This is a genomic window from Thioclava sp. DLFJ4-1 (assembly GCF_002020145.1).
Taxonomy (GTDB): Bacteria; Pseudomonadota; Alphaproteobacteria; order Rhodobacterales; family Rhodobacteraceae; genus Thioclava; species Thioclava sediminum.
The window spans coordinates 290,605-304,393 of the sequence record NZ_MPZT01000001.1; the positions used below are offsets into that span (position 1 = coordinate 290,605).

A 13,789-nucleotide genomic window follows, 5' to 3' on the forward strand; every position below is an offset into this window, starting at 1 on the left:
CCTAATGTCGGCCGCAACGACATCAGGGAGAATAATCGCACATGCGCAAGAAACTGGCCGCCGGCAATTGGAAGATGAACGGGCTCAAGAGCAATCTGGGCGAGGTCTCGGCGCTGACCGAAGCGCATCCGTCCCCCGCCTGTGACGTGCTCCTGTGCCCGCCCGCGACGCTGATCGGCGCGATGGCCGAGGCGGCAAGCGGCAAGCTCGCGGTCGGCGGGCAGGATTGCCACATGAACGAGAGCGGCGCGCATACCGGCGACATCTCGGCGCAGATGATTGCGGATGCGGGTGGCTCCTACGTCATCGTCGGCCACTCCGAGCGGCGCGCGGACCACCACGAAAGCGATCTGATCGTGCGCGCCAAGGCCGAGGCGGCGATTGGCGCAGGTCTGATCGCGGTGATCTGCGTGGGCGAGACAGAGGCGCAGCGCGACGGCGAACAGACGCTCGACGTGATCGGCGAGCAGCTTGCGGGCTCGGTGCCCGACGGTGCGACCGCCGCCAATTGCGTGATCGCCTATGAACCCGTCTGGGCGATCGGCACGGGCCGCACGCCGACGCTGGAGCAGATCGCCGAGGTGCATGACTTCATGCGCAACACGCTGGTCGCGCGCTTCGCCGATGAGGGCAACGGGATGCGCCTGCTCTATGGCGGCTCGGTCAAACCCTCCAACGCGGAAGAGATTTTCGCGACCTCCAACGTCGATGGCGCGCTGGTGGGCGGGGCCTCGCTCAAGGCCAGCGATTTCGGCGCGATCATCGCAGCACTGGAGGCAAGCTGAGCTACGCCTCGCTCCGCACCACGGAGGCCACAGACACAAGGGCCGCGCCGCTTTTCAACGCCGCGCGGCCCACGCAATTTCCCCCGCGCCGCCTTGCGGGCGCCGCCCCGATCTCGTATCACGCGGGCCAAGCTTCAAGAGGATGACAGATGCGCGCCGAGACGCAGAACACCGTCGAACAGATCCGCAAGTCCCTGACCTTGCTGGGCCAGCGGATGGACCTCGAGACCGCGCCGCACCGGATCGAGGAATTCAACGCGATGATCGAAGACCCCACCCTGTGGGACGATCAGGCGCGCGCGCAGAAACTGATGCGCGATCGGCAGCAACTGATGGACAAGTTCGAGACCTATAACCGGATCAAGCAGGATCTGGAGGACAATGTCGAACTGATCGAGATGGGCGAGATGGAAGACGACGAGGAAGTCGTCTCCGAGGCCGAAGCCTCGCTGGCCGCGCTGAAAGAGACCGCCGCATCGAAAGAGCTCGAAGCCCTGCTCGATGGTGAGGCGGATGCCAACGATACCTTCCTCGAAATCAATGCAGGCGCGGGTGGCACTGAGGCCTGCGACTGGGCCTCGATGCTGCAGCGGATGTATGTCCGCTGGGCCGAAAAGCGCGGCTACGAGGTCGAGCTGCAATCCGAAGAACCGGGCGCCGAGGCCGGGATCAAATCCTGCGCCTACAAGATTTCCGGCCCTAACGCCTATGGCTGGCTGAAATCGGAATCGGGCGTGCATCGCCTCGTGCGGATATCGCCCTTCGGCAAGGGCACGCGCGAAACCTCGTTTGCGTCGGTCTGGGTCTATCCGGTGGTCGACGACAATATCGAGATCGAGGTGAACCCCGCCGATATCCGCATCGACACCTTCCGCTCTTCGGGGGCTGGCGGTCAGCACGTCAACACGACCGACTCGGCGGTGCGGATCACCCACCACCCGACCGGGATCGTGGTCACCAGTTCCGAGAAGTCGCAGCACCAGAACCGCGATATCGCGATGAAGGCGCTGAAATCGCGCCTCTATCAGATGGAGCTGGAAAAGCGCACCGCGGCGATCAACGAGGCCCACGAGAACAAGGGCTCGGCCGGCTGGGGCAACCAGATCCGCTCTTACGTGCTTCAGCCTTACCAGATGGTGAAGGACCTGCGCACGCAACACGAAACCTCGGACACGCAGGGCGTGCTCGACGGCGATCTCGACGGGTTCATGGCGGCGACGCTGGCGCTCGGCCTCGAAGGCAAATCCCGCGCCGACGCGCAAGCGGAAAGCTGATCGCGAATGGCGGCGCGGGTTCATATTACCGGCGCCGCAGGATCGGGCACATCTTCGCTGGGGGAACGTCTGGCCGACCGGCTGGGCGTCGTCCATCTCGACACCGATCAGTTCTATTGGGCCGAGAGCGACCCGCCCTACACCGTCAAACGCCGCCCCGCTGAGCGGCTGGCGCTGATGGAGGCGGCGAAAGAGCCCGAGGGCTGGGTGATTTCCGGCTCGCTCGACGGCTGGGGGGAGCCCGCAATCGCAGGCGCCGACCTGATCGTCTTCCTCACCGCTCCCACACCGATCCGCCTTGCGCGCCTGCGCAAGCGCGAGGCGGCGCGCTTCGGAACCCGTATCCGCAAGGGCGGCGATATGGAGGCCAATCACGGCTCTTTCCTGACCTGGGCTGCGGGCTATGACGATCCCTATTTCTCTGGGCGCTCGCTGAGCCGCCATCACGAATGGCTGGCAGGCCGGTCCGAGCCGGTGCTGGAACTGTCGGGCACGCGCCCGCTCGACGAGCTGCTGGCCGAGTGCCTTACCGCGCTTGGAATGAAACCCTGAGCGGTTTTGGCGCGTATCCTCTCCAGTAGCGAGAGGATGAGCACCGTGGACTTCAAGGACAAACGCATCTGGATCATGGGCGCGAGCTCGGGCATCGGGCAAGCGCTGGCGCGCGAACTGGCTACGCGCGGGGCGCGGCTGGTGCTGTCGGCCCGTTCGGTCGAGCCGCTGGACGCGTTGAAGGCGGAACTGGGTCAGGGCGAGGTCGTCCCCTGCGACGTCTCCGACCCCGAAAGCCTCGACGATGCGCGCGGCGAGATCCTGAGCCACGGGCCGTTGGACGCGATGATCATCACCGCAGCACTTTACGATCCCGGCCGCGTCGATGAAATCGAGCGCGACGCGGCGCGCAAGCTGGTGGAGGTGAACCTGCTCGGCACGCTGTGGTTCGCGCAGGCCGCGCCGGGGCTGCTGCGCGAGGGCGGGCAACTGGTGATCTTCGGCTCGGTCGCGGGGATCTTCGGGCTGCCGAAGGGGCAGCTCTATTCCGCCTCGAAAGCCGCCGTCATCAACCTCGTTGAGAGCCTGCGCGTGGAATATGCGCCCGCGATCGACGTGCGCCTGATTTCTCCCGGTTTCGTGAAGACTCGCCTGACCGAGAAGAACGATTTCGCCATGCCCTTCGTCATCGAAGCCGATGAGGCCGCCCGCCGCATCGCCGACGGGCTGACCAAGAACCGCTTCGAGACCCACTTCCCCCGCCGCCTCACATGGCAGCTCAAGCTATTGAAACGACTGCCTTATGCCCTCTCTCTACGGCTGACGAAACGGATGGGCGGCTGAGCCTCGCGGCGACGCAGCACGCAATTCTCTGGACAGATCACGCCTGCGTGACGCAACGTGAAGTTGCGGGCCTTGGGGAGAGGGCCCTCAGTCAGGGAGAATACACATGCAAACGATCGCGTCGCCGCCCTCCGAGGTGCCGCATATCCGCGACCTTCAGGTCTCGGAAATACCAGACATCCTGAAGGCAGGATGGAACGATTTCAAACGCGCCCCGGCCTTCGGGCTGATGTTTTCGGGCTTCTATGTGCTCGGTGGCATCGTGCTCTGGACCGTATTCGCAGCCCAGGGCGAGGAATGGTGGCTGATCCCCTTCGCGCTCGGCTTTCCGCTGCTCGCGCCCTTTGCCGCGATGGGCCTCTACACCGTCAGTCGCAGGCTGGAAGCTCAAGAGCCACTGGTCTGGCGTGAGGTAATCGCCTGCTGCGTTTCCGAGAAAGATCGCCAGACGCCCTCGATGGCGATGTTGATCCTGATGATGTTCATGTTCTGGGTCTTCGTGGCCCACACGACCTTCGCGCTGTTCATGGGGCTGTCGGCCTTCACCAATGTCTCCAGCTCGCCCGAGATCCTGTTGACCGGAAACGGGCTGATGATGCTGGCGATCGGCTCCGCGATCGGGGCGGCCTTCGCGGCGATCCTGTTTTCCTTCACCGTGGTCGGCCTGCCGCTGATCATGGATCGCGAGATCGACATCATCACCGCCATCCTCACCTCGATGCGGGCCGTGGCCGCCAACCCGGTCTCGATGGCGATCTGGGGCATGGTGATCGCTGCAAGCCTATTCATCGGGATGCTGCCGGTCTTCCTTGGCCTGTTCATTGTGTTGCCGGTTCTGGGCCATGCCAGCTGGCACATGTATCGCCGCCTGACGGCCTGAAACCGAAGCGACGTTTTCCAAAGGGGCGCGATTTTCGCGCCCCTTTGTCATGGATTTATTGAAAGGCGAAAAATGTGAACATATAGTGAACGCATGGCAAGAATGACCCTCGATCAGAAACTGGCGATCCTCTCGGATGCGGCGAAATACGATGCCTCCTGCGCGTCGAGCGGGGGGCAGCGGCGCGACTCCAAGGATGGCAAGGGGATCGGCTCGGTCACAGGCTCCGGCATCTGTCACGCCTACACGCCGGACGGGCGCTGCATCAGCCTGCTGAAAATCCTGATGACGAATTTCTGCATCTACGACTGTGCCTACTGCGTGAACCGGGTCAGTTCGAACACCCCCCGCGCGCGGTTCTCGCCCGAGGAGGTCGTTACCCTCACGCTGGAATTCTACCGCCGCAACTATATCGAGGGGCTGTTCCTCTCCTCCGGCATCATCCGCTCGCCCGACGACACGATGACCGACATGGTGCGGATCGCAAAGCTCTTGCGGGTGGAGCATAATTTCCGCGGCTATATCCATCTGAAAACCATCCCCGATGCCGCGCCCGAGCTGATCGAGGAGGCCGGGCTTTACGCCGACCGCCTCTCGATCAATGTCGAGCTGCCGACCGACCGCGCGGTGCACGACTACGCCCCCGAGAAGGACCCCGCCCAGATCCGCCGCGCGATGGGCGATGTGAGGCTGCTGCGCGACACCCGCAAGGAGCGCAGCTTCACCGGAAAGCGACCCCCGAAATTCGCGCCTGCGGGCCAATCGACGCAGATGATCGTCGGCGCGGACGGGGCGAATGACACGACGATCCTGAAGACCTCGACGCGGCTTTATTCGAGCTATGCGCTCAAGCGCGTCTATTACTCGGCCTTCTCGCCGATCCCCGACAGTTCCGCCGCACTGCCGCTGATCAAGCCGCCCTTGATGCGCGAGCATCGGCTCTATCAGGCGGATTGGCTGCTGCGCTTCTACGGCTTCGACGTGGACGAGATTTCGCAAGGCACCACCGATGGCAATCTCGATCTGACGGTCGACCCGAAGCTCGCCTGGGCGCTGGCGAACCGGCATCTGTTTCCGCTCGACGTGAACCGGGCCGAGCGCGAGATGCTGCTGCGCGTGCCGGGGCTGGGGGTGAAGACGGTGGGTCGGGTGCTGGCGACGCGCCGCCACCGGACGCTGCGCTACGAGGATCTGCGCCGGATGGGGGCGAACCTGAAACAGGCGAAGCCTTTCATCACGCTCTTGGACTGGCACCCGCGTGCGCTGACCGATGCGGCAGACCTGCGCGCCCGTTTCGCCCCACCGCCGCAGCAGTTGCAGCTGCTGTGATGCGCACGATCACCCTGCCCGAGATCGGCACGTTCGAGGCGTGGCGAGACGAGGCCCGCGCAGCCTTGGGCGCTGGCATCCCGCCTGAGGAGCTTCTGTGGCATCGCGGGGCGGCGGAGGCCGATCTCTTCGCCCAGGACGCCCCTACCCCCACGGGCGGCGCTGTGAGCGTGCCGAAGGGCTTTGTCGACCTCGCCCGGCTCGTGATCTGCCATCGCGACCCCGAGCGCTTCGCACGGGCTTACGCCGTGCTCTGGGCACTGCGCCGCGACAAGCGCCTGCTGGAAGACCGTGCCGATCCGCGCATCGACCGGCTGAACCGCATGGCCAAGGAAGTCTCGCGCGACCGCCACAAGATGACCGCCTTCGTGCGCTTCCGCGAGATCGGCGATCCGGGCGCGTCCCGCCGCCGCTTTGCCGCGTGGTTCGAGCCCACGCATTACATCTGCGAACTCACCGCGCCGTTCTTCGTCAAACGCTTCGGAGATATGGACTGGTCGATCTTCACCCCCGATCTGACCGCGCATTTCGAAGCTGGCAAGCCGCGCTTCTCCGAGGGCCAACCGCGCCCTGACTTGCCCGAGGATGCCGCCGAAGACCTCTGGCGCACCTATTTCCGCAACATCTTCAACCCGGCGCGGCTGAAAGTCGGCGCGATGCAATCCGAGATGCCGCGCAAATATTGGCACAATCTGCCCGAGGCCGGGTTGATCCCCGAGATGATCGCGACCGCGCAGGCCCGCGCCGAGGAGATGGCGGCCAACGCACCCACGCTCGCCCCGGCCCGCGCGGGCAAGATCACCGAGCGGCTGGCAAGCGACCGCGTCACGCCGCCGCCCGTGGGCGACCGCGCGGAGCTGCTGGCCGGGCTGAATGGCTGCCGCCGCTGCCCGCTCTGGGAAAACGCGACGCAGGCGGTGCCGGGCGAAGGGCCGCTCGATGCGCCGCTGATGATCGTGGGCGAGCAGCCGGGAGATTTCGAGGATCTCGAGGGACGCCCCTTCGTCGGCCCCGCCGGGCAGCTTTTCGACGAGGTGGCAGCACGTGCGGGTCTGTCCCGTGAACGCACCTTCATCACAAATGCGGTGAAGCATTTCAAATTCACTCCGCGCGGCAAGCGGCGCATCCACCAGTCGCCCGACCGGCAGGAAATCCATCACTGTCGCTGGTGGCTCGACCAAGAACGCGGCTTGGTGAAGCCGAAGGCAATCCTCGCGATGGGGGCGACCGCGCTGGAAAGCCTCACCGGGGATCGGCGGGGCCTTCTCAAACGGCGCGGCACGGTGGAGATGCTCGACGACGGCACGCCGATTCTGATCACTGTCCACCCGTCCTACCTGCTGCGCCTGCCCGACATGGAAAAGCCCGCGATGATGCGGGCTTTCGAGGCGGATCTGGCCCGCGCGGTGCAGATGGTGGCCTGAGGGTTCAGCCCAGCACGGCAAGGCTCGGGAAGGTCTCCAGCAGCCAGAAGCTGATCGCCGAGAACGCATTGGTCAGCAGCAGAATCCCCACGACGACCAGCAGCGCGCCCATCGTCTTCTCGATGATGCCCATATAGGCCTTGAGCCGGTTCATCACGCCGATCGCGCGCTGGATGAACAGCGCGGCCAGCAGGAACGGGATGCCCAGACCCAGCGCATAGACCGCCAGCAGAGCCGTCCCGCGCGCCTGATCGCCGCCTTGGGCGGCCAGCGACAGGATCGCGCCCAGTTGCGGGCCGATGCAGGGCGTCCATCCGAAGGCGAATGCAAGGCCCAACACGTAAGCACCCAGCGAGGAGCCGCCCCGGTCGCCCGCATCCAGCCGCGCCTCGCGGTCGAGGATCGGGATACGGAACACGCCGAGGAAATGCAGGCCGAGGATCACGATCACCCCGCCTGCGATCCGCCCGAACAGCACCTGATTGGTCAGGAAGAACCGCCCGAAGGTCGAGGCGGCGAACCCCATGAACAGGAACACCGTCGACAGGCCCAGCACGAAGAACAGCGCCGGGACCACGGCCGAGCGTTTGCCCTCACGCAGATCCCCCATGCTCACCCCGCCCATATAGGCGAGATAGGGCGGCACGATCGGCAGAACGCAGGGGCTGAGGAATGACAACAGACCCGCAAAGAGCGCCACAAAGGCGGCGGGCAGGAACGCAGCGGAGACGAGATCGATTCCAAACATGATCCTCCTCTACCCCATTCCTCGCGCGCGGTCACCGGGTCGTGAGATAACAACAGCGTGGACAAATCAGCGCGGGCGCGCGAGAACCTCCGCCATGACGCCCGATATCGAAATCGATGCGAAGGGGCTGCTCTGCCCCCTGCCCGTTCTGCGCTTGCGCAAAGCGCTCGAGTCGGCCGCGCCCGGCGCACTGGTCCAGCTGGTTGCGACCGATGGGGCGAGCTGGATCGACGTACCGCATTTCTGCGCGCAGACCGGACACGAACTGGTCGAGGCAGAGGATTGGGAAGGCGTGAAGGTTTATCTGGTGCGCAAGGGGTGATGACCCTCGCATCCAGAGCGAGCAACTAAGCCCCTTGCCGAGCGGAAGAACGCGTGCCAATCTCCGGCCATTCTCAGGGCGGGGCGAAATTCCCCACCGGCGGTATGCGGCGAAATCCGCGAGCCCGCGAGCGCCTCGCTGTCGTGCGAGGGTCAGCAGATCAGGTGCGAGGCCTGAGCCGACGGTTACAGTCCGGATGGAAGAGAATATGCAGCCGACCCCGTGCCTTTGCGCGTGGGCGCGGACTGCATGTGATCGCCTTGGGTGACGTGTCGCTATGCAAGGAGATTACGATGACACACACCCGTTACGCCTTCATCAAAGCCAATTGGCACGCCGATATCGTCGACCGTGCGCTCGAGGGGTTTCTCGAAGAGATCCCGGAGGCGCAGGTCGATGTCTTCGACGTGCCCGGCGCGTTCGAGCTGCCGATGAAGGCGCAGCAGCTGGCCCGCACGGGCCGCTACGGCGCCATCGCGGCGGCGGCGCTGGTCGTCGATGGCGGGATCTATCGCCATGATTTCGTGGCGCAGGCCGTGGTGAATGGCCTGATGCAGGTGGGGCTGGAGACGGGCGTGCCCGTGCTGTCGGTCTCGCTGACCCCGCATCAGTTTCAGGAGACCGATCACCACCGGGCGATCTTTGGCAGCCATTTCGTCGAGAAGGGCCGCGAGGCGGCGCGGGCGGCGCTGCAACTGACCCGACAGGCACAGGACCTGGCCGCCTGAGCGCGGAAAACGAAATACGAAAACGAAAAAGGCCGAGCGCTCTGCCCGGCCTTTCTCAAATCTGAAGGTGCCTCAGCGGCTCCACCAGCCCCGTTTCTTGGGCTTGGGCGCCTCTTCGGTCATGGTCTCGCCCTCCGCCTCGGTCTCGGCGAAGGCCGGACCTCCGGGCAGTTCGACCGGCGCATCGGGCTGCGGCGTTTCCGGCGGTTGCTCGAACGGAGTTTCCGGTTCGGGCGCGGGCGGCGCTTCCGGCGGCACGTCGACAGGGGTTTCCTGCGGCGTGGGCTCGGGCGTCTCGACCGGTGCGTCGGGCTGCGGCGTCTCCTGCGGCTCGGTCGGCGCGTCAGGCTGCGGGGTTTCCGGCGGCTCGGGCGTCTCGGACGTCGCTGCGACGGGCTCCTCGACCTTCTTGCGCGCACGGGAGCGACGCTTCGGCTTGGGCGCCTCTTCGGCTGCCTCTGCGGCGTCGGCCTTGACCTCTGCGGCGCTGCCTTCGACGGCGGCTTGCGCATCGGCCTCCGGGTCCACCTTCTTGCGCGACCGCGTGCGACGCTTCGGCTTGGGCGCTTCTTCCTCGGCTTTGGCCTCGGTGCCCTCAACGGGGGCCTCCGCGGTCTCGGCTTCGGCTTTCGGCTCTTCCACCTTCTTGCGGGCGCGCGAGCGGCGCTTGGGCTTCGGCGCTTCTTCCGCGGGCTCAGCCTCGGTCTTCGCGTCGGTTTGCGCCTCGGTCTTGGCCTCGTCCGCCGGAGCTTCTGCCGCATGCGCGGGTTCGGCCTTGGCGGGCGCTTCCTGTCCTTCGGTCACGTCCGAGGACTGATCGCCCGTGGACTGGTCCTTGGCGTTCTGGTCATCCGACGACTGATCGCCGTTCTCTGCGGAGTCGTTATTCTCCCCGTTTTCGCCATTGGACTTCCGGCGACGACGACGGCGACGACGCTTCTTCTTCGGCTGTTCCTCGGCGTCGGTCTCGACCTTCTGGGTCTGCTCCTCGGCCTCCGCCTCGGCTTCAACTTCGATCTCCGCCTCGTCCTCGGCGTCATCGATCTCGGCCATCAGGCTGGCCGAAGCCGACACCACGGGGCTGTCCACTTCCGCGACATTACGCGTCGCGGTCTTGAACTTCTCGATGGTGAAATCGGGCGAGACGAGTTCCGGCGCGGCTTCGATGCGCACGGACATGCCGTAACGCGCCTCGATCACCGCGACATGCTCGCGCTTGGCGTTCATCAGGTAGTTGGCAACCGCGACGGGCGCACGCACCAGAACCTCGCGGGTCCGTTTGCGGGTGCCCTCTTCCTCGATCGCGCGCAGGACGCTCAGCGCGAGGCTGTCATCCGAACGGATCAGGCCGGTGCCGTGGCAATGGGTGCAGGGCTGGGTCGTGGATTCGATCATGCCCGGACGCAGACGCTGACGGCTCATCTCGAGCAGGCCGAAGCCGGAGATGCGGCCGACCTGAATGCGGGCGCGGTCGGTCTTGAGACGCTCCTTCATGCGCTTCTCGACGGCGTTGTTGTTCTTACGCTCGTCCATGTCGATGAAATCGATCACGATCAGACCGGCGAGGTCGCGCAGGCGCAGCTGGCGGGCCACTTCGTCGGCGGCCTCCAGGTTGGTCTTGAGCGCGGTTTCCTCGATCGAGCCTTCCTTGGTCGCCCGACCCGAGTTCACGTCGATAGCAACGAGCGCCTCAGTAACGCCGATCACGATGTAACCGCCGGACTTGAGCTGCACGGTCGGGTTGAACATCGATGCGAGGTAGCTCTCCACCTGATGGCGCGCGAAGAGCGGCAGCGACTCGGCGTAGTGCTTCACGTTCTTGGCGTGGCTCGGCATGATCATCTTCATGAACGCCTTCGCCGCGCGGTAGCCGCGCTCGCCCTCGACGAGAACCTCGTCGATATCCTTGTTGTAGAGGTCGCGGATCGACCGCTTGATCAGATCGCCTTCCTCGTAGATCGGCGCGGGTGCGACGGATTTCATCGTCAGGTCGCGGATCTGCTCCCACAGGCGCATCAGGTATTCATAGTCGCGCTTGATCTCGGTCTTGGTGCGCTGCGCGCCCGCCGTGCGCACGATCAGGCCCGCGCCCTTCGGCACGTCCAGTTCGCCCGCGATTTCCTTGAGCTTCTTGCGGTCGGCGGCGTTGGTGATCTTACGGCTGATGCCACCACCGCGCGCGGTGTTGGGCATGAGCACGCAGTAGCGGCCTGCCAGCGAGAGATAGGTGGTCAGCGCAGCGCCTTTGTTGCCGCGCTCTTCCTTGACGACCTGCACCAGCATGATCTGGCGGACCTTGATCACTTCCTGGATCTTGTAGCGGCGCGGACGCGGCTTGCGAGCCGGACGAATTTCTTCTTCGACATCCTCGTCGGCGACGGATTCGATGCCGCTATCGGCTTCAGCCGCGTCATCGCCCGCGTCGTCGTCATCCTCGTCGGAGTCGTCGCTGTCGTCCTCGTCGGACGCGGTCTCAGCCGCAGCGGCGGGCTTTTCATCAGCCTCCTGAGCGGGCGCGTCCTCGGCCTCGGTGCTGTCGGTCTGCGCTTCGGCTTTGGTCTCGTCGCTGGAGGCGTCGGCGCTCTCGCCTTCCGCCTCGGGATCGACGACGCCCATGCCCGGGATCTCGTCCGAGCTGACGACCGCTTCGTCCTGCTTGGCCTTCTCGGCCTTGTTCGACGACCGGCGCGAACGGCGGCGACGCGAGGATTTCGGCTTGTCCTCTTCCTCGGCGGCGGCCTCGGCGAGCTGGCGTTCTTCTTCCAGCAGCGCTTCGCGGTCGGCGACCGGTATCTGGTAGTAATCGGGGTGGATTTCCGCGAAGGCGAGGAAGCCGTGCCGGTTTCCGCCATAGTCGACGAAGGCCGCCTGCAGCGACGGTTCGACGCGCGTTACTTTCGCGAGATAGATATTTCCGGCGAGCTGCCGTTTGTTGATGGTCTCAAAGTCGAATTCTTCAACCTTGTTGCCGTCCACCACCACGACGCGGGTCTCTTCCGCGTGGGTGGCATCGATAAGCATCTTCTTTGCCATGTAAATCCAATAGGTCAGCCCTTTGCGACCGGCCCGGGGGCGCGGCGCTGTCTTGGGCTGAAACTGTCCTTGAGGCGAGGGTGCGGACATGCGCGCAGACGGCGGTGGCGTGGAGCCTGCCCGTCCTCATCTGCGATATCCCGTCACGCATCATCGCGGTTCTTTCCAAGGCGCGGTCGGCTTAGCCGCTTGGCGCCCAATTAACGGCCTCCGTCCCGGCAAATGCGGAAGAGGGAGACAAACTTGCGGCCTTTCGGCCAATCGGTTGAGCCGGGGCCCCTTGCGCATCATCTGCGCCGGATCGGCCAAGGCATCAGCGAATTTCGGTGGGTTCACACTTATGGCGTGAAACCGACTGGTTCTGACCATAGCGGCACAGCCTACGGGAACACAATCGAATTTTCGTAAGGGAAGGGTTAATCGCACCCCGGATTCTCGCGATGTTCAGCGATTAGGCAGGCCCGTTCCGGGGTTTTGCCGCCGCAGGCCGGAAAATGCCGCGGCGCGGTGCCATTCAGGCCCGCGCCGCTCACGTCGTATTGTTCGAAGGCCACCCTCATGCCCCGCACCTAGAGGCGAAGATGCGGGCACGCGTTCCTTTAAAGGTAATCCGCGCGGGCGAGGCCGTATTTGGCCATCTTCTCGTTCAAGGTCCGGCGCGGCAGGCACAGCTCTTCCATAACCGCCGAGATCGAGCCCTTATGACGCCGCATCGTATTGTCGATCAGCATTTTCTCGAAGCTCTCGACATATTCCTTGAGCGGCTTGCCCTCGGTCGTGATCGCCGCCGGGCCCGCCTCTTCGTCATCGGTCATCAGCAGCGATGCGATCGAGCCAGAGCCACGGCGCGATTGAAGCACCGCGCGTTCGGCGACGTTGATCAGCTGGCGCACATTGCCCGGCCACGGGGCCTGCAGCAGTTGCGCCGCTTCCTGCGCGGTGACTTCCGGCACGTCGCAGCCATATTCGTCGGCGAATTGCTCGGACATGCGGTTGAACAGCGTCAGGATATCTTCGCCGCGCGCGCGCAGCGGCGGCAGGGTGATCTTCAGCGCGGCCAAGCGATAGTAGAGATCGGGGCGCAGCGCGTCCTCGACCGTCTTGCCTTCGCCATGTGTATTGCAGATCGCGACGATGCGCGTTTCCGCAGGCGCCCCCTGATCGTTGATGAATTGCAAAAGCCGCGCCTGCAGCGACTGGCTCAGCGCCTCGACATCCTCGAGGCAGAGCGTGCCGCCGCGCGCTTCTTCCATCAGCGGCAGACCGCCCTCTTCGACCGGGCCGAACAGCTTGGCCGAGAGCGCTTCCTCGGTCAGCGCGGCACAGCTGACCACGACGAATTTCTTGCCCGCGCGGGGGCCCGTCGCGTGCAGCGCATGGGCCACCAGCGTCTTGCCGGTGCCGGTCTCGCCATCGATCAGCACGTGACCGTCGGCCTGAGACAGATCGAGAATATCCTCGCGCAACCGCTCCATCGGCTCGGAGGTACCGATCAGCTTGCCCATCACCTTCTCGCCCTCGGCCAGATCGCGGCGCAGCGCGCGGTTGTCGAGCGTCGTGCGGCGCGCCTGCGTGGCGCGCTTGGCCAGCTCGGTCATCCGATCCGGCGAGAACGGCTTTTCCATGAAGTCCATCGCGCCAAGGCGCATGGCCTCGACCGCCATCGGCACATCGCCGTGGCCGGTGATCATGATGACCGGCAGACCGCTATCGATGCCCATCAGCCGCTTGAGAAAGGCCATCCCGTCCATGCCGGGCATCCGGATGTCGGTGATCACCACGCCCGGCCAATCGGGGCCGATCACTTTCAGCGCGTCTTCGGCGCTGGCATAGGTCTCGGCGTCGAAGCCCGACAGCGCCAGCCATTGGCTGACGGACTGCCGCATATCTTCCTCGTCATCGACGATCGCTACCTTCATTAGTCTTGCCAT

At 65.0% G+C, this 13,789-nt stretch carries 12 protein-coding genes and 1 riboswitch; of the genes, 9 read left to right on the forward strand and 3 right to left on the reverse strand.

What is annotated here, in order from left to right; genetic code table 11:
* Nucleotides 1-41: 41 nt before the first annotated feature.
* The 7 genes from tpiA to BMI85_RS01400 all read left to right on the forward strand — a co-directional run bounded on the left by tpiA (nt 42) and on the right by BMI85_RS01400 (nt 7,027).
* Nucleotides 42-785: a triose-phosphate isomerase gene (gene tpiA, locus BMI85_RS01370; protein ID WP_078599250.1), complete on the forward strand. Its 744-nt coding sequence runs from the start codon at nt 42-44 to the stop codon at nt 783-785.
* A gap of 149 nt (nt 786-934) precedes the next feature.
* The gene (gene prfB, locus BMI85_RS01375; RefSeq protein ID WP_078539462.1) at nt 935-2,059 is read left to right on the forward strand and encodes a peptide chain release factor 2; all 1,125 of its coding nucleotides are present in this window, start codon (nt 935-937) and stop codon (nt 2,057-2,059) included.
* 6 nt (nt 2,060-2,065) lie between these two features.
* Nucleotides 2,066-2,611, forward strand: a complete 546-nt coding sequence (locus BMI85_RS01380; protein WP_078599251.1) for an AAA family ATPase — start codon at nt 2,066-2,068, stop codon at nt 2,609-2,611.
* Nucleotides 2,612-2,647: 36 nt separating this feature from the next.
* Nucleotides 2,648-3,394 carry an SDR family NAD(P)-dependent oxidoreductase gene (locus tag BMI85_RS01385; protein ID WP_078599252.1) on the forward strand — a complete coding sequence of 249 codons (747 nt, stop codon included), beginning with the start codon at nt 2,648-2,650 and terminating at the stop codon, nt 3,392-3,394.
* A gap of 106 nt (nt 3,395-3,500) precedes the next feature.
* Nucleotides 3,501-4,274, forward strand: coding sequence for a DUF2189 domain-containing protein (locus BMI85_RS01390; RefSeq protein ID WP_078599253.1), 774 nt, complete (start codon nt 3,501-3,503; stop codon nt 4,272-4,274).
* Between the two features lie 93 nt (nt 4,275-4,367).
* Nucleotides 4,368-5,603, forward strand: coding sequence for a putative DNA modification/repair radical SAM protein (locus BMI85_RS01395; protein ID WP_078599254.1), 1,236 nt, complete (start codon nt 4,368-4,370; stop codon nt 5,601-5,603).
* A complete protein-coding gene (locus BMI85_RS01400; RefSeq protein ID WP_078599255.1) occupies nt 5,603-7,027 on the forward strand; it encodes a UdgX family uracil-DNA binding protein in 1,425 nt (474 codons plus the stop codon). The genes BMI85_RS01395 and BMI85_RS01400 overlap by 1 nt, the downstream gene beginning before the upstream one ends.
* A 4-nt stretch (nt 7,028-7,031) precedes the next feature.
* Here BMI85_RS01400 and BMI85_RS01405 read toward each other — a convergent pair whose 3' ends face one another.
* Entirely contained in the window at nt 7,032-7,775 is a 744-nt protein-coding gene (locus tag BMI85_RS01405) for a cytochrome c biogenesis protein CcdA (protein WP_078599256.1), read from the reverse strand.
* Between the two features lie 94 nt (nt 7,776-7,869).
* Here BMI85_RS01405 and BMI85_RS01410 point away from each other — a divergent pair, with 94 nt between their 5' ends.
* Together BMI85_RS01410 and BMI85_RS01415 are read left to right on the forward strand one after the other, a co-directional pair.
* Nucleotides 7,870-8,097: a sulfurtransferase TusA family protein gene (locus tag BMI85_RS01410; RefSeq protein WP_078519357.1), complete on the forward strand. Its 228-nt coding sequence runs from the start codon at nt 7,870-7,872 to the stop codon at nt 8,095-8,097.
* 65 nt (nt 8,098-8,162) lie between these two features.
* A riboswitch (FMN riboswitch) is annotated at nt 8,163-8,309 on the forward strand.
* 81 nt (nt 8,310-8,390) lie between these two features.
* Nucleotides 8,391-8,825: a 6,7-dimethyl-8-ribityllumazine synthase gene (locus BMI85_RS01415; RefSeq protein ID WP_078599257.1), complete on the forward strand. Its 435-nt coding sequence runs from the start codon at nt 8,391-8,393 to the stop codon at nt 8,823-8,825.
* 72 nt (nt 8,826-8,897) lie between these two features.
* Here the strand turns inward: BMI85_RS01415 and BMI85_RS01420 are convergent, their stop codons facing one another.
* Nucleotides 8,898-11,858 (reverse strand): Rne/Rng family ribonuclease, encoded by a 2,961-nt coding sequence (locus BMI85_RS01420; protein WP_078599856.1) that lies wholly within the window; start codon nt 11,856-11,858, stop codon nt 8,898-8,900.
* A 599-nt stretch (nt 11,859-12,457) separates the two neighbouring features.
* Nucleotides 12,458-13,789 carry a sigma-54 dependent transcriptional regulator gene (locus BMI85_RS01425; protein ID WP_078599258.1) on the reverse strand — a complete coding sequence of 444 codons (1,332 nt, stop codon included), beginning with the start codon at nt 13,787-13,789 and terminating at the stop codon, nt 12,458-12,460.